We start from the raw sequence: 21,043 nt of genomic DNA on the forward strand, positions 1-21,043 counted from the left end.
AAATAAGGATCAAGTCGGGTGGAGGTCAGTTGGAGTAAGGCGAACGGTAAGGGCTCACCGGCAGGGTCAGGAAGCTGCCCTGCATGTCCTCCAGGGTGTAACGCAAGTACATGGCGACGTTGAGTTCGCGGAAGTCGCTCGAATTGTTCAGGCGCAGCGTGCCGCCCACGAACAGGCGCGGGGCGAAGCGGTATTCGCCGCTGCCTTCCAGGCTGTAGCCCAGGCCGGTCTTGGTCTGCCCGCCATAGGTGTTGCCGCTGGCGGCCTGCAGCGCCGAATCGGTGGGGAAGTAATTCGCACCATCCTGGCGGAAGTACTGCACGCCCGCCGAGCCCTTGAGCTGGAAGGTGTAGCGGTCGCTGCGCCGGGACCAGGTAACCGGCACGCCCAGTCCCAGGTAGGCCTGCGGGCTGAAGTAGCCGCCGTGGCCGTAGGTATAGAAGTTCTGGTTGTTGGCGTAGCTCAGGACGGTGGCCGACACCCCGGCCGTCATCTTCTCGTCCTTGCTGTTGGCCAGATACTGGTAGGCACCGCCGCCAACTTCCATGCGCGTGTTGGATTCCACGTTGTGGCCCATCAGGCTGTGCAGGGAGCCATAGGCATACACGCCGGTCTGCGCATCGTCCGAACTGATCTCGGCACGTGCGCCATTGGCGGTCACGCCGCCCCAGGAAAGGCCCGCGCGCGGGTCGGTGCTGCCGGCAAAGGAGGTAATGCTGTCGTTGACGGCGCGGCGCGAGACGGTCACACCGAAGCGGTTGGTACTGCTGCCGGCGATGGGCTGCTCCACACTGACGCCGCCGACTACGTTGGCATAGCGGAAGCCGGTTGGCGTGGTGCCGATGTCGGCCTTGACGCCATCATCCGGCCGTTCATAGGCCACTGCCACGCCCACGCCGCTGGCACTTTGCTTGCCCACGCCGCTGGCGCTGGAACCGCCGCCGCCAAAGCGGCTGGCGGCGTTGTCGCTCATGGTGCCGCCATCCAGCGAGACCGGCGTGACGCGCACGGCCACGCGGTCATTGCCGACCGGCATGTTCACTTCCAGCGGGGCTTCGATATCGTTGATGCGGCTCAGGCCCGATTCGCCCGAGTTGGTGCGCACCACCACGCCTTGGGTGACGTAGGCGCTGCGGGCCTGCAGGATGTCGTTGAGGGCACGCTGGGCGGGGCTCAGATTGTCGGCCGGCAGAGCACCCTGCCCTTGCAGCGCCAGCAAGGCGCGCTGGGCGGCCGTGGCGGTAGCTGGCAGCGCTGTGGACGCTGTTGCGGAGGTGGCTGCCTGCAAGGGCTGGACGGCCTGTGCATTGGTAGCCGAGGCGGGCGTGGCCGTGCTGAACACCGGACCGAGCGCCTGGCCGTAGGCCACCGCAGGCGCTGCCGGCGTGGCGGCTGCACGGGACGTGGCCGGGGCTGGCAGGACATCGGCCCCAGCCGGTGCTGCCGCCAGTGCCACCGGACGCAGCAGAGTCTCGGCCGGCGGCGGAATGGCGGCCAGGTCGTCGTTGCCCGGCAGGCGGCGCTGGGTGCGGAAGGGATTGATGGCCGGATCGAAGCCATTGCCCTGCGCGGCCAGGCTGCGCTGGCGGGCGGTATTTTCGATGGCCACCGCCTTGCGCAGCAGGGCCGTGGCTTCGCCTACCTTGCCCAGGGCGCGATAGATGCGCGCGGCCTCGGTCAGGGTGGTGGGGTCGCTGCTGTCGAGCTGGCCGAACTGCTCCAGCAGGGTAACGGCGTAAGCGTTGTCGTGCGCCTGCATGGCGGTGTCGGCTGCGCCCAGCAGCACGTTGACGTCGCGCGGATTGCGCTCGGCCAGGGGCTTGTAGAGCGCCAGTGCGCGCAGATTGTCGCCGGCCGCATTGAACATGCGCGCCAGCGCCGAGATGGCGCCGACGTCGGTGGGCCGCTGCGACAGTGCCGGGGCCAGCGTATCGTAGGCGGCCGCCAGGTTGCCGCCCTCGCGCAGGCGTTCGGCCTGGCGCACGCGGTACTGGAAGCGCAGATCGTCATATTGCTTGCGGGTGGCCACGTCCATGTTCTGCTTCTGCAAGGACGTGAGCACGCTGTAGACCTGCGCATCTTCACCGGCCTTGAGCAGGATGCCCGCATATTGCAGGCGGGTACCGATGGTGGGCTGGGCCGGTGGTGCAATGAGCGGCTGCATCAGCGCCATGGCGCGCGGCGTGTCACCCGCATCCACATAGGCCGAAGCCAGCGTGCCGGTGCGTTCGGCGCTGCCGGCAGCCTCGGGTTGCACGCGGTCCAGCAGGGCCAGCGCTTCCTGGCGCTGGCCGGTCTTGGTCAGCTCGACCGCATGGCCGACCTGGATGGTCAGCGTGACCTGACGTGTCAGATCCGTCATGGCGGCGGTGCGGCGTGCGTCTGGAATGCGGCGCAGGGTGTCGAGGGCATCCTGCCATTGCTCCATCTCCACGGACAGCAAGGCGCTGGCGTAGAGCGCATCGACGTTATCGCGATGCTCGCGGGTGAAGTCGTCGATGGTCACGCGCGCCTGGCGTGACTGGCCGGCCTTGACGTACAGGCGTGCCAGGTCGAAGGTGGTCCATACGTTGTCGGGGTCGTTGCGCACGGCTTCCCGCATGGCGTCCAGCGCGGCATTGAGATCGCCGCGCTGCTCGGCCAGGTTGGCCTGCTGGGTCGCACGCAGCGCGCGCAGGCGGCCCTGGTCGCCGAACTCGGCCTGCTGCTGCGGGGTGAGCTGGTCGAGCAGGCGCAGCGCTTCTTCGGCGTGGCCGGTTTGCGAGAGCACGTTGATGAGACCACGCAAGGCGCCCAGTTGCCCCGGCTGCACTGCCAGCACCTGACGATAACGTGCGGTGGCGGCGTCAAAGCGGCCGGCCGTGGCTTCGATGTCGGCGATGGCGACCAGGCCGTCGGTATTCTTGGCGTCCAGGCGCAGCGCCTGGGCCAGCGCCTCTTGCGCCGGCGCGGTCTGGCCGCGCGCCTGCAGCTCGCGGGCACGCTGGATCAGCAGCCAGTAGCGCACACTGTCGAGGGCCTTCTTCCAGCCGTTGCCGCCCTTGGCCACGGCGCGCGCGAGCAGGGGTTCGGCTTCGGCCAGACGGTTCTGCTGCTGGCGTACCACGCCCATGCCGCCCAAGGCATCGGTCTCATCGGGATGGGTCTGGAGCTCTTCCTGGAAGGCCTTTTCGGCTTCCTGCAGGTCGCCCTTTTCGAGCGCCTGCAGACCGCGCGAGAGCACCGTGGGCGGCTGCGCGCCGGGCACCTGGGCACGGCCCTTGGCCAGCAGGTCGCGGATGTCCTTGTCGTCCGGATGGGCCTTCAAGAATTCTTCGAACAGCGGGAACTGCGCCGGTTTCGGCGGGCCCAGCCAGGTCAGCGCCAGGCGCCAGCTTTCATCGGCGTCGCCGGCGATGTCGACCTGCTTGGTCAGGCGCGCGAGTACGCGGATGCCCTCGACCCGGCTGTCTTCGTGGCGTGCCAGCTGCTTGCCGTAGAACAGGGCCAGGATGGTGTCGCCCGGGGTTTCCCGCAGCAGGCGTTCCATGCCCTTGCGCGCTTCCGGCCAGCTGGCGTCGCTGAAGGCGAGGTTGTTGTAGTACTCGCGGCCGATGGTGCCCGAGGGCGTCAGGCCGTTGAACATCTTGCGGAAGGTGTCGGTGGCGCGGTCGCGCTCGCCGGCATCGGCCAGGCGCCGCGCTTCGGCCAGCAGGGCCTGGTTTTCCGGACGCGCCAGCGCGATGTCCTGCATCAGCTGGCGGGCTTGCCAGGGCTCGGGCGAGATCGCTTGCAGGCGTTGCAGATAGGCGTTGGCCTGCTGCGGCTTGTTCTGCTTCACGCTGATCAGGCCCATGCCATACAGGGCATTGACCTGGGCCTGGTCCAGCTGCAGCACTTTCTGCCAGACCTCGGCGGCGCGCTGGTTGTTGTTGCGCGCCTGCCAGTACTGGCCCTGCTCCACCAGCTGGGCCTGGATATCCTCGGGCGCGGCCAGGGCCGGTGCGGCAGGTGCACCCAGCAGCGCGGCCAGCACTCCGAGGGCTAACGTGGTACGGCGCGTGCGCATGACTTCTCCCAAGACAGATTGAGTGTTCCGTCATCGCGGAACTGGTATCGCTTCTCGGCCCATCCGGTTCCGAACAGGCCCAGCATGACGTTGTAGTAAAGGATTTCGGGTTGCGTACTGGGCTGGGCCAGTGCGCCTTCCAGTTGCTGAGTGGCGCGGGCTTGCCATTGCGCGGCCAGTGCGCTTTCGCCCTTGGCCTGGAGATACGGCAGCAGCGCCGCACCAAAGCCGAAAGGCGCCTGGCCTTCGGTGGCGCCGGTGGTGACTTTCACCTTCTCGGGGGGCGCACCCGTGGCCGCGATCACTTGCCGCATGCCGTCCAGCGCCGCCAGCAGCGGCGCCGCCTCGGGGTCGCGCGCGGGCGTCATGCCGGCCCACAGGTAGACGCGGATGGCGTCATAGCTGCCCAGCTCGCCCTTGGCCGGATCGACCATGAACTGGCCGGTCTGTACGGCCGTCATCTTGTAGCCGACCCAATCGGCAACAAAGCCCATGGGACTGGTGGCCTGGATCATGCGCACGGTGTTGGTGGCGATCTGCTGCCAGGGGCCATTGGGCCGTTCCTTCTGCAGGCGGCGCAACAGGGGTAGCGGCAGGTAACTCGGATTAAGGGTCCAGACCTGGTTGCGCTGGTTGAAGCCCAGCGGCCCCGGCAGCACCATCTTGCCCAGGCCCGGCAGCTCCACCACCAGGCGGGCTTCGATGCTGTCGAGCAGGCGCAGGGCATCGCTGCGATAGGTCGGGCGATGCCACAGCCGGCCCGCTTCCAGCAGCGCATAGGCGATCCACAGATCGGCATCGGAGGCCGAATTGGCATCCTGCAATTGCCACTTGCCATCGGCGCCCTGCCCCCACAGCCAGCCGGGGAGGCGGTTGACGGCCTCGGCGCCCATCATGTTGCTCCGGGTCCAGTTCCACACCTGGTCGAAGCGCTCGGGATCATTGGCAATGAGCGCCAGCAGCAGGTTGTAGGACTGCCCTTCGGAGGTGGTGTGGTTGGCTTGCAGGCTCGAATACAGCACCCGCCCGTCCGGCTGGATGTAGCGTGCAGCCCAGGATTGCCAGGCCGGCCAGTCGGCCGGCGCGCACCTGGCCGCAGCCGCTGGCGCGGCCACGGCCGGCAAGGCTGTCGTACCGAACGCCATCGTCATGACCAGGGCCGCCAGGAGCCGGCGCCGTCCGCAGGAAATGCCGCGATCAAGCATTGAGCCGCTTTCTTGCCTTGGCACGCAGGGTCAGATAGGCCAGGCCGCCCAGCATCAGGATGCCGCCAGCGATCAGCACGAACATGCCCCAGACATGGCGCGAGAGCCACCAGCGCAGGTAGCGCAAGGGATTCATGCTGCCCACGAAATAATTTTCCTCGCCCAGCAAAGGCTCGATGGTGGTGCCATGCACGGCCACCAGGCTACCCTGCACGGTGGCGGCCTCGGCATCCTTGCTGGCCAGGGCATCGAGGATCTGCGACAACCCGGCGCCATCGGCACCGGCCATCACCACCACGCTGCGCCCGGACTGCAGGGGCGATTCGAAGCCGCTCAGATAGGAGGTGGTGCTACTGCCGCTATAGCTCATGGACAGGCGCGCACGGCGCAGGGCCTCGGGCGCATCGGAGTTGAACCAGGTGCGCACGCGCAGCGCCAGGTCGGCCAGGTCGAAGCGCTGCTTGTTTCCGGAGATCTGGCTGGGCAGACGCTCGGCCCACTGCTTGAGCAGCGGTTGATCCTGGCCCGAGGCCAGCACCAGCAGGTCCTTGTCGCCGAACTTGTCGACCTGTGCGGCCTGGATCACCGAGACGCCGGTAGCGGGATAGCCGGTGGCACTGCCGAAGCGGCCCAGGACCGACAGATAGGCCGAGGCGTCGGCTGCGGTAGCGCCGTCGGGCATGACCACGGCCGTTTCCGACAGGTCAGCCATGCGCGTGAAGGGGAAGCCGGCATCCTTGAACACTGCCAGATTGGGCATGGCCATGAAATGGTCGTAATCGCGCAGGTCGAGGGTGGACTCGGGGTCGATGCTGCCGCGCACGTTGTCGATGATCACGTCCTGGCACTGGCCCTCTTTCACGTAGTCGTACATGAAGCGCAGTTGCAGGCGCGATTGCACTCCGGCCGTATTGAGGGGCAGGCGCACGTCCATCTCGCGGGTCAGGCTTTCATCCTTGATGGCGGCCAGCAGGCCCTTGTCCAGTTTGTCCTTGGGCAGCAGGACGTCGGACTTGATCAGGGCGTCATTGAAACTGACGATGAATGACGAGTTGCGCGAAGTCGGCTGCGGCGTATAGCGATAGGACAGCTTGAGCCTGACGCCATCCTGGCGCCAGTTCGACAGACCCGGAGGGAAATTGAGCGGAATGCTGATTTCACCCGGGTTGTAGCCGGCCACGTTCAGGCGCTTGGGATCGATCAGCTCGGCCAGTTTGACCGGACGGTCCGTGGGCAGCCAGTTGGGCGCGTCGTAGGGCTTGCGCGGCACCAGCGGCAAGAGGTTGTCGATCACGGCGCTGCTGCCCGAGAGACTCTTGCTGCCCAAGGCGATGGCGGCCGCAGCGCGCTTGAGCTCGGCAGTATTGCGGCCCGACACCACCAGCAGCTTGCCGTTGGGATCATTGGGATTGGCCATGACGGTCAGGGTCGGTCCCTTGGCCGCCGCCACCTGCAGGTCGCCGACCTGCAGCGGGCCTTCGCCACTGGCCAGCACGATGCCATTGCCCTTGGCCGGCAAGGCATTGATCTGCACCGGGAAGCGCGCGCCACGGTAGGCGGCCAGGGCACCAAACCAGGACGACAGCGTGCCCGCCGCTTCCAGCGTGCCATTGTCGGGGTTGCCGGCAAACACGAAGGGCAGGCTCAGCATGCGCGTATCGCGGCGGTCGAAGAAGGGGATCGGCATCAGGGCCAGGTCATCCTTGAGCGGCAGCTGGGTAGTCTGCAGGCTCAGCGTGGAGTCATTGCTGACCCGCGCCCACAGGCTGGAATGCAGAGGGTCTTCGCAATTCATCGTGTAATGGCCGATGAACTGCAGGCTGAGGCGGTTGAATTCGGTGATCAGCTTGGGCGGAATCTCGACCTTGGCGCTCTGCAGCGTCCCGGCGCCCTCCTTGGGCAAGGGAATGCTGCCGGCCACCACGTCGTTGACCATGACGTTGATCTGCGACAGGTCCGGCAACAGTGCCGGCGAATAGGTGTATTGCAGATTGACCTGGGCCCCGGTGGCTACCAGGTTGACCGGCACGTCGAAGCTCACGTTGTCGGTGGCGTCGGTACCATGCAGATTGATCGGATAGCCGCGACCCAGCTGCTTGAGACTGAACACATAGGGGTCACCCGCGACCGGGACGGCGGCAGCCACAGGGGCTGCCAGGGCCTGGAGGGGCAGGCTGCTCACGCCGATCACGCCGAGCATGGTCAGGCAAATGGCACGCCGACGCAAAGGCGTGGCCAGAAATTCAGAAGGCATATTGCTCATTATTGTTCTTCCATAGTGTTGTCCAAACCCGCTGTCGAGGGTGCTCCCGTGGCCGCCACCCCTGCTGCCCCTGCCGCGCCAGCTGCCGCCAGTTCAGCGGCCTCCCGTCGTCTGGCGCGCCATTTACGCACTTCAATCAATGCCGCCCTGATCAATTCCCGGACCCCGTTCATGCCGATGCCGGCCACTTCGCGCAAGGACTTGAGCGGCGTGTCGTGACGCGTCTTGCCCCAGTTGTTGGCCCAGATGTCGGCGCGCGAGAAGGTCAGGCGCACCAGTTCGCTTTGCTGGCGCAATGTCAGTTCGTGGAACTGCGCACCCACCATGTCGTTGCGGCTGAACACCACCACCGCCGGGAACATCTTTTCCTGCTCGTTGCGGAACAGCGTCACCTGGATGTGCGCATTGCGCGCAATGTTGACGCCAGCCGGCAAGCGCAGGCCGATCCCCTTCTGCGAGAAGTCCAGCGTGGTGGCCTCGATGACGCTGCCATCGTCGAGCTGGACGCGCGCCGGCAGCTCGGCGGCCACGCGCGGCTCACTGCGCACCTGGCGGGTTTCTGCCGCCACCGCCATGGCGGCGCTGCTGATGATGACGTTGTAGAGCGTCCAGGCCATGTTGATGAGGATGGTGGTGACGGCACCCGGATCGCCCGTCACCAGCTGCCATACGCCAAAGACCAGGCCGAGCACGTTGAGCAGCAGCAGCAGGATGTAGGGCCGTGCCAGCTTCCAGTCGAAATGATCCTCGGCAATGATGCCGCCCTTGTCGGTGACGTTGAAGCCGCCCAGCTTGGGGTTGACCAGCGCCAGCAGCACCGGCCCCAGGATGTACCAGGCCAGCACGGTCTCGTAGACCTCGTTCCAGAAGGAGTGGCGGAACCGTCCCTGGATGCTGGAGTTGGTCAGGTTGGCGTGCAGCACGTGGGGTAGCACGTAGGCCGTGATCAGCAGGGCCGAGGCGTGGAAGATGTGGGCGCCGAAGAACAGGTAGGTCAGCGGTGCGGTCAGGAAGATCAGGCGCGGCAAGCCATAGAAAAAGTGCAGCATGGCGTTGAGGTAGCACAGCCGCTGGCCCAGCCGCAGTCCGCGCCCCTTCAGGGGATTGTCGACCCGGAAGATCTGCGCCATGCCGCGTGCCCAGCGGATGCGCTGGCGGATGTGGCGCGCCAGGTTCTCGGTGGCCAGGCCGGCGGCCTGGGGGATGGCGAGATAGGCGGTGTTGTAACCGGCGCGGTTCATCTTCAGCGCCGTGTGGGCATCTTCGGTCAGGGTCTCGACGGCGATGCCGCCGATTTCCATCAAGGCCGTGCGGCGCATGATGGCGCAGGAGCCACAGAAGAAGGCCGCATTCCACAGGTCATTGCCATCCTGCACCAGGCCATAGAAGAGCTCGCCCTCGTTGGGCACCGAGCGGAAGGTATTGAGGTTCTTCTCGAAGGGATCGGGCGAGAAGAAGAAGTGCGGCGTCTGCAGCATGGCCAGCTTGGCGTCGCGGTAGAACCAGCCCACGCAGATCTGCAGGAAGGAACGCGTAGGCACGTGGTCGGCATCGAAGATGGCCACGAATTCGCCATCGGTGACCTTGAGCGCTTCGTTGAGGTTGCCGGCCTTGGCGTGATGGTTGTTCGAACGCACCAGGTAGTTCACGCCGATGTTGTCGCAGAACTCGCGGAATTCCTCGCGGCGGCCATCGTCGAGCACGTGCACGCGCAGCTTGTCCTGCGGCCAGTCGATGGCCTGCGCGGCGAAGATGGTGAGCGAAACGATGTCCAGCGATTCGTTGTAGGAGGGAATGAAGACGTCCACCGTCGGCCATTCCGAGGGTGGAATGGTCAGCATCTGCGGCGTGCGGCGCAGCGGCCAGGCGGTCTGCAGATAGCCCAGCACCAACACCAGCAGCGAATACAGCTCGGCCACCAGGAGCCCATAGCCAAACACGATGTCCATCCAGCTTTCAAAGCCCAGCGTGGAGTCGATGCGCCAGTACATGTAGCGCATCGAGACGATCAGCGAGAGCGTGATCAGCACCAGCACGGGGAAGCGTCCCGACTGCTTGCGCAGTACCAGCGCAGCGATGAAGCAGCCAACGGCAAATACGCACTGGGTGTTGAAGTCCAGCGGAACCGAGATGAGCAGCAGCGCCAGCATCGTGGCAAACAGCAGCACCGCCCATTGCACCACGCGGCGTGGGCCGCGCGGCAGGCCTTCAAGACGTTCGCCGACCCGCTGTATCCATTGCTGCAGGCGGTTTTCCGATGGCCGTGCCGAGGGTTCCTGTCCCGGCGGATCGGCCGATATCGTGGGCGGCGCATCCATCTGGACCGGCTCTTGCTGAGGCTGTTGTAATGGCATTTGTGGTCCTGTCGTCATGCGCGGCCACCTGCAGCACGCGCCTTGGCCGCGGCGACACGCAAGACTTCACTGACGCCCTGGAGCTGGTCATAGACAGGCGAGTCGCTGGCCTTGATGAGGGGGTTGAAACCATAGGCCAGCCCCTCGCTGATGGCGTGATCGAGCGCGATCACCCCGGCCAGGCGCGGCCCCATCCAGCGCTTGAGCACTTCCAGCATGTCCTGGCAGAAGCTGCGGCTGGCGTCGTATTTGTTGACCACATAGCGGCAGTTGTTGCGGCCATGCAGGGCCTGGCGCATGTGTTCGAGCGCGAGGAAGGAACCGGCGTCGGGCGTAACCACCGCCAGCACCTGGTCGGCCGCCTGCAATGCCTGGTCGAAGTAAGCCGTCTGGCCGGCCGGCAGGTCCAGCAGGACCACATCGCCCGCCTGCAACTGCATGGCCTGCAGCCAGCGCATGAGCCATTGACCATCCTGGGCCATCTGCTGGGCCAGTACGGCCTCTCCGGCACTGGCCACCAGGGCATGGTTGACCACCTGTGTGCCAGCCATGCCGCTGAGCAGGCCGTCGCGCCAGTCAGCTACGAAGGGAGGAAGTGTCACCGGGGTGGCCGCTTCGGTGCTCACACCCAGGTGGTATTGCAAAGCATTCTGTGGATCGAGATCGACGGCAATCACGCGGCCGTGACGCGCCAGGCTACAGGCCAGGGCCGAGCACAAGGTGGTCTTGCCGACGCCGCCCTTGGGCGACACCACGGCGATGACCTGGGCTGGCGTGGAGGGTGGCGGAGTCAAAGCGGACTGCCCCGGCGCATCGCTGCCGCTGCGTTGCTGGGCCTGGCGCTCGCGCGCGGCGTCGCCCAGCATCGAGCGCAGCAGGGTTGGCACGGCGGGATCGCTGGTGGTGGCAGGACTGATCGGGACCGCCGGGGCCAGCGCCTGCGGCACGGCAGGAGCCCGCTTGGGCTCGGCGGGCGCAAGCTTGAGGGCAGGCGCAACCTCGGCCACCGGAGCGGCCGGCGCGGGCTGGGCCGCCACGGGCGGCTGGGCGGTCTCGGCCAGCGGGGCCGGTTGTGGCTCGCGGGCCGGTGCGGCCAGCGGCTCAATGACGGGTTCGATACGTTGTGGAGCGGCAACCGGCTGGCTTTCCAGCACGGGAGCGGGAGTACTGGCCGCCGGCACCGGCGCCGGTTCGGCCTGGTCGATGCCAGTGGCCGGCTCGACTGCCTTGACGCCGGACTCCGTCTTCTGCTCTACCACCGGGGACACCTTTGCCTTGCGCGCCGGTTCCTTGTAGTTGATGGCAGCCTCGACTTCGAGGTATCCGTCCACCGTCGCCCCGAACTTGCTCAGCAAGTTGGAGATATCGTTTCCCATTCTTGACTCCCTGCCCAGGCCCGAGGGCTACAGCACCGGCCGCCCCGCCGGACCTGCCTGCAACCTTGTTAAACCGCTATAAACGTTCTCATATGTCGACATCCCCTTGCTATTTTCGATATTCCGCTCTATCGGCGGTCCTTTTCCCCTCTGGATACGAAGCGGACTTCGTGCGAACCAGGCGCAGAAATGTTGTCATCAAGACTACATTTCGTGTTGTCATTAAAGCAAACAAAATCTACTGACGCAAGCTTATTTGTTGTCAGGAATGCAAATTTTCATCAGGTGAGAAAATCTTGCTCACGAGAATGTCGGCAACAAGGCGCGAATCTTACCCGCCTCGTAGAGTTTTTGTCGCCTATCAGCGACTATTTGTGCCGAATAGCGTCGCGGTTTTGGAACACAGTTGCCGACAGGCATTCCAAATTTCCTCATAGCAATGAAATAAGCGATTTTTGCTCTCAAATGACAGGATATAGGTGCAAGTTACTGTGTGTTGCATGACGAACACATCTTATCCGATCAGCAAAACTTGTCACTCGGGAAAAACCTGATGTCAGGTTTGGTCAGCAGACGCGTCCAATTGCCACCATGCGGGTAGCAAGGCTTGCACCTCCGGGCGGCCGAAGCGCTGGTCGATCAGCCAGACGGTGCCCTGGTCGGTTTCGGTGCGGATCACGCGGCCGGCCGCCTGCACCACTTTCTGCAGGCCGGGATAGAGGTAGGTGTAGTCATAGCCGCAGCCGAACAGCTGATCCATGCGCAGGCGCAACTGTTCGTTGACCGGATTGAACTGCGGCAGGCCCAGCGTGGCGACGAACGCGCCGATGAGACGCTCACCGGGCAAGTCCACCCCTTCGCCGAAGGAGCCGCCCAGCACGGCAAAACCGATGCCCTGCCCGCCGTGTTCGAAGCGCTCGAGGAAGGCATCGCGCTCACTTTCGGACATGCGGCGCGACTGTTGCCAGGTGGCGATCTGGGGATGCGCGCGCACGAAGGCGTCGCGTGCCTGCTGCAAATACTCGAAGCTGGAAAAGAACGCCAGGTAATTGCCCGGCCGCTCGCCGAACTGACGCGCCATCACGCCGCAGATCGGCGCGATGGAAGCGGCGCGGCGCTGCCAGGTGGTGGAGATCCGGTGCGCCACCTTGACCTGCAACTGGCTGGCGTGGAACGGCGATTCGACGTCGATCCAGGCGGTCGAGGCCGGCATGCCCAGCAGATCGGCGAAGTAATTCCACGGTGCCAGCGTGGCCGAGAACAGCGTGGTGGCATGAGCAAAGGCAAAGCGCGGTCCCAGGAAGGGCGCGGGCACCACGTTGCGGATGCACAGCACGGTGTTGCGTTCATCCTCGCGGGTGAGGTCGAACAGCGAGTGCGGACCAAAGGATTCGGCCAGCCGCACGAAGGCCATGGCGTCGAAGTAGAAATCCCGCAGCGGCGGCTCCAGCGGCACCGCCACCTGGGCCAGGTAATCGCTGATGGCGCTCACGCTGCTGCCCAGGGCATCGACGAATTTGGGCGGCGGCGCCTCCAGCACCTGGTAGGGCAAGTCGGCTTTCTTGCCGGCGGCGGTCCAGGCGCGGCCCAGCCGTTCCAGCGGCTTGGCCACTGCCGGCGGCGCCACCGCGCGTGCCGCGCGCAGGGACGCGCGGCCCAGTTGCGCGCTGTACATGCTGCGGGCGCGCGAGACCAGGTTGTGGGCCTCGTCGGCCAGTACGCTCACGCGCCAGTCATGCGCCTGCGCCATCCCGTAGAGCATGGCGCCGCCATCGAACCAGTAGTTGTAGTCGCCGACGATGACGTCGCTCCAGCGCGTCATCTCGCTGCCCAGGTAGTAGGGACAGACCTGATGCTGCAGGGCCACGCTGCGCACGTGTTCGCGGTCCAGCAGGGGCTGCGTCAGGCAGGCCGCGCGGGCCGCGGGGAGACGGTCATAGAAGCCCTGCGCCAGCGGGCAGGAATCGCCCCGGCACAGCCGGTCCGGGTATTCGCAGGCCTTGTCGCGCGCGCAGAGTTCCAGCACGCGCAGCGGCACGTCGCCCTGCGACTTCAGTGTCGCTGCCGCATCCAGCGCCAGTTGGCGGCCAGGGGTCTTGGCGGCGAGGAAGAGAATCTTGTCCAGTTGCTGTGCGGGCGCAGCCTTGAGTGCCGGAAAGAGCGTGCCCAAGGTCTTGCCGATGCCGGTGGGCGCTTGCACCAACAAACTGCGCCGGCCGCTGTGGGCGCGGAACACGGCCTCGGCCAGTTGCCGCTGGCCGGGGCGAAAGTCGCCATGCGGAAAGCGCAGCCCCTGCAAGGCGGCATCGCGCGCGGCGCGATGGGCCAGCTCCAGTTCGGCCCAGCGCATGAAACGCTCGCACTGCCCAGCAAAGAGCGCCGCCAGATCCTCGCGGCTGCGGGTTTCTTCCAGCACCGTTTCCTGCTGGCTGCCGATGTCGAAATACACCAGCGCCAGATGGATGCGTTCCAGCCCCAGCTTCTCGCACATCAGGTGGCCGTACACGCGCAGTTGCGCCCAGTGCAGGTGACGGTGATTGTCCGGCAGGCTGGAGAGCTGGCCACGATAAGTCTTCACTTCTTCCAGCCGCTGGCGGACGGGATCATAGCCATCGGCGCGTCCCCGCACGTGCAGCGCGCCATGGTCGGCAGAAAGCGTCACTTCGCTCTGGTAGCCCTCGCCCCTGCGCGCGGCCACGACGGCATGCCCGGCGATGCCTTCCTGGGCGGTCGGCGTGGGCGTGAAACGCAGGTCGAGATCGCCCTCCTTGGCCGTGAATTCGCACAGCGCACGCACCGACACGGTGTAACGCGCAACGGTGACGGCACTCATGCGGCAGCCTGCTCCCATTGCAGATAGCACACCGAGACCGGCATGGCGTGACGCGCGCAATAGTCCAGCCAGCGGCGCTGGTTGTCCTGCAGGCGGTCGCCCGGCCCTTTCACTTCGATCATGCGATAGCGCCGTTGCTGCGGCCAGAACTGGATCAGGTCGGGGAAGCCGTTACGGTTCTCCCGCACGTCCTCGAGGATGCGCAGGCACCACAGCTTCAGATGCGCAGCCGGAATGCAGTCCAGCGCCATCGTCAGCACCTCGCGCGGGATTGCTCCCCAGGCAACGAAGGGCGATTGCAGACCCTGCTTGGCCTCATGGGTGGCGAGGATGGATTCACGATAGCTGCCATCATCGAGTCGCCCCAAGCAGCGCGCCAGCAGCTCGCGCCGCCGCGCAGCGAAATCGGCGCTCAGCAGATCAGCGGGCTCGCGCTGGAAGGGATGGAAGAAGGCACCGGGAATGGCCGCAAACAGGGCTTCCCAGCACAGCAGGCCAAAGAGCGTATTGGCCAGCGCGTTCTCGACGTAGAACACCGGCGCCTGCGCCTGCTGCAGATGACGCTGAACCACGACCTCGACGCGGCGGCCATCGGCGGGCAGTACCAGCGCGATCTGATCAACTATGGCCGGACGAGGGCGCAGCGCGGGGGGCAAGCCCAGCTGGCGTGCCAGGCGCGGCGCGATGCGCAGCAACTGCTGGCGCTCAGCCTCGCTCTCGGGCGCCTGCGAGGCGACTTTCAGCAGGTCATGGGCGGGACCGAAGCGGCCCTGTTTTTCCAGCACGCGGATGGCACGCACCCGCGCCCCGGGATAGGCGCAAGCGGCATAGACCTGCTGCGCCTGTGCCCAGTCGCCAGCCTTCTCAAACAGCTGGCCGAGCTGGAACAGCAGGCGCTCGCGGCGACTCTGCAGCCAGGGATTGTCGAAGCGGCCCGAGGGCAGCGCCGCCAGGATCGCAGCCGCCTCCTCGCCGGCGTGGTAGCGGTCCTTGCTGGCCTGCAGTTGCAGGTAGAGGTCGATATCGGCGCGGCTGCGAAAACCGCGCGCCTGCGGTGACAGGGCAATCTGTTCATAGCGCAGCATGCCCAGGTCGGCCAGGACGAACTCGCTCCAGTCCTGGCGCAGGTTGCCGAAGAACATCAGGCGCAAACGTTCACACAGGCCGCCAAGCCGCATGCGCAGGACCTCTTCGCCGCCCTGCCCGGGCGCCATCCATTGCGCAAAAGGACGGGGCGCGGCGTGGGCCGCATCGGCTGCCAGCGCGGCCAGCAGATCCTCCTTGCGCGCGGTCTTGAGCGCGCCGCTCAAGGCAAATGCGCGCACCAGTTCCGGCTTGGTCGCCAGCGCGAACAGCTCGGCCAGGGACAGCGGCGGATCCAGGTCGATCCACTCCTGCGGCAAGTCCCGTGCGGCCTGCAGCGCACAGCCGATTTCCGGATAAGCCAGGCGGCTCACGCGGAAGTGTTCCCCCTTGCGCATCATCAGGCGCACGAAGAGCGCGCGCGAAGCCAGCGGCAGTCCGGCAAAGCGCTGCATGAAAGCGCACTCCTCTACACTGAGCAGGTCGGCATAGCGCTGCGCCAGCCAGTCCAGCGCCTGCTGGAAATTGCTCAGGTAGTAGAAACGGTGATCGGGAACGGCGGGCATCGGGGGAACAAACGCGGAAAAAGAGTCGAGCGATAACTGTATGGATGAACAGTATAGCCTTTTCAGCGTAATCCACCATATTTGCCGCGCCAAAAATGAAGCCCCGGGAATCATCCCTGCCCGCTCAGCCGCTCACAGCCTGCGTGCCAGCTCAGCGGCAAAAAAATCGGTCACCACTCGCACCCGCGCCGGGATGAAGCGGCGGCGCGGCCAAACCAGACAGATGTCGCGCGTCTCGGCCACATAGGCATCGAGGACGGTGACGATATGCGGACGGCACAGCTCACCCACCAGCGAAGCCCGGTTGAACATGCCGATGCCCACGCCGGCCTGCACTGCAGCCAGGATGGCTTCCACCGTGTTGGAGGACAGGTTGCCCTGTACCGGCACGCTGAAGCGGCCCTGTGGACCGCTGAAGGTCCATTCGTTCATGTCGTTGAAGATCAGGCAGTTGTGCCGTACCAGCTGCTGCGGTGTCTGCGGGACGCCGAACCGCGCAAAATAACGGCGTGCTCCCACGCACACCAGGGGCACGCTGGTGACACGCTTGACCACGGCATCGGGATGATGCTGCGGACTCACGCGGATGGCCAGGTCGATGCCGTCGGCCAGCAGATCACGCACGCCGTCCGAAAACTGCAGATCGAGGCGAATGCCGGGATGCCGGGCCAGCAGCGCCGGTATCAGCGGCAGTACGTGCAGGCGGCCGAAGGTGGCCGAAGCCGCCAGTCGTACCAGGCCTGTGGCCGCCACGGTACTGCTGGCCAGCTCGGCATCGGCCTGCGCCATCTCTTCCAGCAGGGGCGTGGTGCGGGCGTAATAGCTGCGGCCGTGATCGGTCAGCGTCACGCTGCGGGTGCTGCGGTTGAGCAGTTGCACGCCCAGGCGCTTTTCGAGGGCGCTGACCGACTTGCTCACGCTCGACTGCGATTCACCCAGCCGGCGCGCAGCAGCAGAAAAACCGCCCGTTTCAACCACGGCGGCGAAGGCCGTGAGTTCCTGGAACCTGTCCATGTGCATCCTTTTATTTATTCCAAATCAGAATAACAGTCATCGTATTTTGTCGGATTATCAATCGAAACAAGGGCAATTACCATGCCTCAGCACCTGGCCGGACTTCCCTCTGAATCCCGCCCTTTTTCCCTTGAACCGATTGGACACACATCATGAACACTGCACATCACAACCCTGCAAGCCATCCGGCGCCCTCCCTCGACCTCAGCGGCAAGAAGGTCGTGGTGGTCGGCGGCAAGACCGGTATCGGACTCGGAATTGCCCGCGCCGCGCTGGCGGCCGGCGCTACGGTAGTCGTCGCCAGCCGCCGCATCACCTCCACCGGATCACGCCCGGACCTGGCCGGGTTCGAGCAGGCGAGCATGGACATGCGCGATGAAACCTCGGTGCGCAACGCCTTCGCCGCCATCGGGCCTTTCGATCATCTGGTAGTCACGGCCGCGCCCGACATCGGCACCTGGGGCAGCTTCATGGATGCCGACATGGGCGGCGTGCGCAGCTATGTCGAGGGCAAGTTTCTCGGCACCTGGGCCTGTGCCCGCTATGCCGCGCCGCTGCTGCGCACTGGCGGCTCGATGAGCTTCCTCAGCGGCGGCATGGCCGCGCGGCCCAAGCCCGGGTTTACCGCCGTCACTTCCAGCTTTGCCGCCGTCGAAGCGCTGTCGGCCTCGCTGGCGGTGGAACTGGCACCCACCCGAGTGAACACCATTCGCCCGGGCTATGTGGAAACCGATATGTGGAATTTCCTCCCGGCCGAAGTGCGGGCGGGCATGTCGCAGCAGGTCGCCGCCAGCTTCCCGGCCCGCCGTGCCGGGCAGGCGGCCGATATCGCGCATGCGGCCTTGTTCCTGATGACCAATCCCTATATCACCGGCACGGTGCTGGAGGTGAGCGGCGGTGAGAACCTGGTCAACGCCATAGGCTGATGCCTCGCCCGAACGGAATCGTCCAAAACGAAAACACGATTGCCCGCTAAGATAGGCCCCTGCTCCGATGAGCACAATCAACACCATATCGACCCAGGAGACCACCTTGCCCAAGCTTTCCAGCCAAGCCCTTGCCCTGTCCGCTGCGCTGCTGTGCGCTGCCCCGCTGCAGGCACAGCAGCCCCTGCGCCACGATGAATTCTTCTGGCTCGGCGAAATCAACAAGGCTACCGCCGTCATCAACACCGACGAAGGCTTGCTGGACAAGTCGATGACGCCGCTCATCGTCAAGGGCATCCGCAAGGTGCTGGCAGATGGCGAACTGCCGGGCGCCAAACGGCCGACGCTGGTGATCACCTTCGAGCCGCTGCTGATCCAGGCAGCCGGCCCGCAGATCACGCTGCTGCATGCCGGGCGCTCCAGCCAGGACATGCTCTCCACGCTGCGCGCGGCCATCCTGCGCGAAGACCTGCTGACCCTGGCCGCCCAGCTCAACGCCACCACGGCAGCACTGGTGAAGCTGGCGGCCAGCCAGCGCGACACCATCGTTCCCAACTACACCAATGGCGTAGCCGCCCAGCCCAACAGCTACGGCCACTACCTGCTGGGCTTTGCGGCGGCGCTGGACCGTGACGCCCAGCGCCTGCGCGAAGCCTATGTGCGGCTGGACCGCTCGGCCATGGGCACCACCGTCCTCAACGGTACCAGTTGGCCGCTGAACCGCCAGCGCATGGCCGACTACCTGGGCTTTGCCGCCATCGTCGACAACGCCTATGACGCCGCCCAACTGTCGGCCGTGGATGGGCCGGTGGAAGCCGGTGCGCTGGTGTCTTCCATCGCCCTGCATGCCGGCACCTTCATCCAGGACGTGATGACGCAATATGCGCAGCCGCGTCCGTGGATCCTGCTGCAGGAAGGCGGCGCCAATACCTACGTCTCCTCGGCCATGCCGCAGAAGCGCAATCCGGGCCTGCTCAACAGCACCCGGCGCGATGCGTCCGTGGTGCTGGCCGAGGGCATGGGTGCAGCCATCGTGGCGCACAACCTGCCGCCCGGCATGAGCGACGCCAAGGATGTGAAGCCCACCAAGGAGATGGTGATGAACACGGTCAAGGTGCTCAAGAACTGGGAGAGCATCCTGGGTGCGCTGGTCATCGATCCGCAACGCGCGCTGGAAGAACTCAACAGCGACTGGACCGCTTCCCAGGAACTGGCCGACGTCCTCATGCGCAAGTACAAGCTGCCCTTCCGCGTGGGGCATCACTTCGCTTCGGAGGTCGTGGAATACGCCAAGGCCAACAATATCCGTCCGCTCGATTTTCCCTATGCACAGGCGCAGCGCATCTATCACGAGGCAGTGCTGAATTCGGAATTCCCGCAGGCGCTGCCGATGTCGGAACAGGAGTTCCGCAGCACCCTCGATCCGGTGGCCATCGTGCGCAACCGCGCCACCGTGGGCGGACCGCAACCGGCCGAGATGGACCGCATGCTGCGCGAGGCCACCGCGCGCGTGGCGCAGCAGGATGCGTGGATCAAGGCCCGGCAGCAGCATATTGCCGGGTCGCTGCAGAAGCTGGATACGGATTTTGATCGGCTGGCGGCGTCGGCGGGGGTGAAGTAATACCCGGCACGACACGCAGCGTTACAGGAAAGCCGCAGTGATCCGAGCGGCCCTTATGGCGTGCGCTGCGCCTGGCCTGATTCAGGATCCAGGCTCTTGAGCAACTGCGCATGAAACAGTTCGGGCATCTGCATCTGCGGCGCGTGGCCGGCGCCAGTGAAGACCACCAGCCGGGCATGTGGAATCAATGCCGCAGCCTCGCGTCCCAGGACCGCATAATTGCCCAGCGCGGCACGCAATTCAGGCGGGGCGAATTCCTTGCCGATGGCAGTACGGTCCTGGTCGCCGATCATCAGCACCGTTGGCGTCTTCAGGTTCTTCAGTTCGTAATACACCGGCTGCGTGAGGATCATGTCGTAGAGCAAGGCGGAATTCCACGCCACCGCTTCCTTGCCGGGCCCACGGTACATCCCGGCCAGCATCTGCACCCATCGCTCATAGGCCTCGCTCCACTGGCCGGCGAAATACGTGGCGCGTTCATAGTTGCGGATGCGCTCGGCGGTGGTGCCCAGTTCACGCGCATACCACTGGTCCACCGACACCGGCGGCACGCCCTTGGCGCGCCAGTCTTCCAGTCCGATGGGATCGACCAGCACCAGCTGGCGGGTCTGGTCCGGATAGGACAGCGCATAGCGGATGGCCAGCATGCCGCCAGTGGAATGTCCGATCAGGATCGGATCGTTGATACCCAGCGAGGCCAGCAAGGCATGCGTGTTGGCGGCCAGCTGCGCAAAGCTGAACTGGTAACGGTCAGGCTTGCTGGATTTGCAGAAACCGATCTGGTCCGGTGCGATCACGCGGTAGCCGGCACGGCTGAGCACGTCGATGCTTGCTTCCCAGGTGCCGGCACAGAAGTTCTTCCCATGCAGCAGAACCACGGTGCCCCGGGGCGTGCTGCCGGTTGCCGCAGCGACGTCCAGATAGGCCATCTCGACGTCCTGCCGCTGGGAGTGGAAACGAAAGCGCGAGACCGGCCAGCGATAGGCGAAGCCCTCCAGTTGCGGTCCATAGACCGGCGCGTCGACAGCGGGATTGCTCTGGGCAGAGGCAGCAGGAGACAGCATCAGCAGACCGCCAAGCAGGCTGAACAAGCCGGCAGCAAGCGCTGTCCTGGCACGGGAGAAAAAGGGAATGGGCGGCATGGGCGCAGGTACAAAAGTAGACGTCAGAACGGGCGCGCGTTAGCGCAATACCGCGCAATGATAACGGGATTTCCGAAACCGGGTCGGTCTTCACTCCGCTTTACGAGCAAGCTGCCCTGCGCTCTTGCGTGGGGATGATGGACGTCCTCGCCTATTGCGATTATCGTGTACCACTTTCACCGCCACGATGGAGCAAGACCGTGTTCACCAAACAATTTGAAGTAGACCCCAGGCATATCGATTTTCAAGGCGTCGTCGATGGCCTCTATTACCCGTTTTATATGGAATGGACGCGCCATGCTTTTTTGAAGGAAGCCCTGGGGATCGATATCGAAGAGGCGTTCAAGCAGGGACAGGTGTTCATGGTGCTGGAATATTCCTTACGCTTTCGCAAGAGCCTGCAAAAGGGCGACACCATGGAAGTCACCTGCGCACTGCAAAGGCATGAGAAGCGCAGCCGGGTCAACTTCGTCCAGCAGATCAAGGTGGGCGATGTGGTGTATGCAGAGGCCGTCTTCGTGGGCGCCTGCTTCATGAACAACCGTCCGTTCGTGCCCGATGCCATTGCGGCGGCGCTGGAGCAGGCCGGCTGAGGATCGCGCGGCGGACAGG

12 protein-coding genes are annotated in these 21,043 nt (G+C 65.3%); 3 read left to right on the top strand and 9 right to left on the bottom strand.

Annotated features, from left to right (window positions below):
- Nucleotides 1-25: 25 nt before the first annotated feature.
- The 8 genes from ACVC5H_RS19340 to ACVC5H_RS19375 all read right to left on the bottom strand — a co-directional run bounded on the left by ACVC5H_RS19340 (nucleotide 26) and on the right by ACVC5H_RS19375 (nucleotide 16,742).
- On the bottom strand, nucleotides 26-4,048 hold the full coding sequence (locus ACVC5H_RS19340) for a cellulose synthase subunit BcsC-related outer membrane protein (protein ID WP_489619383.1): 4,023 nt from the start codon (nucleotides 4,046-4,048) through the stop codon (nucleotides 26-28).
- Nucleotides 4,024-5,199, bottom strand: coding sequence for a cellulose synthase complex periplasmic endoglucanase BcsZ (gene bcsZ / locus ACVC5H_RS19345; protein ID WP_489619384.1), 1,176 nt, complete (start codon nucleotides 5,197-5,199; stop codon nucleotides 4,024-4,026). The genes ACVC5H_RS19340 and bcsZ overlap by 25 nt, the downstream gene beginning before the upstream one ends.
- Nucleotides 5,200-5,245: 46 nt before the next feature.
- Nucleotides 5,246-7,507, bottom strand: coding sequence for a cellulose biosynthesis cyclic di-GMP-binding regulatory protein BcsB (gene bcsB / locus ACVC5H_RS19350; protein WP_489619385.1), 2,262 nt, complete (start codon nucleotides 7,505-7,507; stop codon nucleotides 5,246-5,248).
- 8 nt (nucleotides 7,508-7,515) lie between these two features.
- Nucleotides 7,516-9,888, bottom strand: a complete 2,373-nt coding sequence (gene bcsA / locus ACVC5H_RS19355; protein WP_489619386.1) for a UDP-forming cellulose synthase catalytic subunit — start codon at nucleotides 9,886-9,888, stop codon at nucleotides 7,516-7,518.
- Nucleotides 9,885-11,246 (bottom strand): cellulose biosynthesis protein BcsQ, encoded by a 1,362-nt coding sequence (gene bcsQ / locus ACVC5H_RS19360; RefSeq protein WP_489619387.1) that lies wholly within the window; start codon nucleotides 11,244-11,246, stop codon nucleotides 9,885-9,887. Before bcsQ ends, bcsA begins: the two co-directional genes overlap by 4 nt.
- A 556-nt stretch (nucleotides 11,247-11,802) precedes the next feature.
- Entirely contained in the window at nucleotides 11,803-14,079 is a 2,277-nt protein-coding gene (locus ACVC5H_RS19365) for an ATP-dependent DNA helicase (RefSeq protein WP_489619388.1), read from the bottom strand.
- The gene (locus ACVC5H_RS19370) at nucleotides 14,076-15,728 is read right to left on the bottom strand and encodes a VRR-NUC domain-containing protein (protein ID WP_489619389.1); all 1,653 of its coding nucleotides are present in this window, start codon (nucleotides 15,726-15,728) and stop codon (nucleotides 14,076-14,078) included. Before ACVC5H_RS19370 ends, ACVC5H_RS19365 begins: the two co-directional genes overlap by 4 nt.
- Nucleotides 15,729-15,860: 132 nt before the next feature.
- Nucleotides 15,861-16,742 (bottom strand): LysR family transcriptional regulator, encoded by an 882-nt coding sequence (locus ACVC5H_RS19375; RefSeq protein WP_489619390.1) that lies wholly within the window; start codon nucleotides 16,740-16,742, stop codon nucleotides 15,861-15,863.
- Between the two features lie 152 nt (nucleotides 16,743-16,894).
- On the opposite strand from ACVC5H_RS19375, the gene ACVC5H_RS19380 reads away from it, so the two are divergent.
- Together ACVC5H_RS19380 and ACVC5H_RS19385 are read left to right on the top strand one after the other, a co-directional pair.
- Nucleotides 16,895-17,668: an SDR family oxidoreductase gene (locus tag ACVC5H_RS19380; protein WP_489619391.1), complete on the top strand. Its 774-nt coding sequence runs from the start codon at nucleotides 16,895-16,897 to the stop codon at nucleotides 17,666-17,668.
- 106 nt (nucleotides 17,669-17,774) lie between these two features.
- Nucleotides 17,775-19,289, top strand: coding sequence for a lyase family protein (locus ACVC5H_RS19385; RefSeq protein ID WP_489622729.1), 1,515 nt, complete (start codon nucleotides 17,775-17,777; stop codon nucleotides 19,287-19,289).
- Nucleotides 19,290-19,342: 53 nt separating this feature from the next.
- Here ACVC5H_RS19385 and ACVC5H_RS19390 read toward each other — a convergent pair whose 3' ends face one another.
- Nucleotides 19,343-20,431: an alpha/beta fold hydrolase gene (locus ACVC5H_RS19390; RefSeq protein ID WP_489619392.1), complete on the bottom strand. Its 1,089-nt coding sequence runs from the start codon at nucleotides 20,429-20,431 to the stop codon at nucleotides 19,343-19,345.
- A 134-nt stretch (nucleotides 20,432-20,565) separates the two neighbouring features.
- Here ACVC5H_RS19390 and ACVC5H_RS19395 point away from each other — a divergent pair, with 134 nt between their 5' ends.
- Nucleotides 20,566-21,024 carry an acyl-CoA thioesterase gene (locus tag ACVC5H_RS19395; RefSeq protein WP_489619393.1) on the top strand — a complete coding sequence of 153 codons (459 nt, stop codon included), beginning with the start codon at nucleotides 20,566-20,568 and terminating at the stop codon, nucleotides 21,022-21,024.
- The last annotated feature ends 19 nt before the right edge of the window (nucleotides 21,025-21,043 follow it).

It is taken from the genome of Herbaspirillum sp. Her3, from assembly GCF_057961275.1.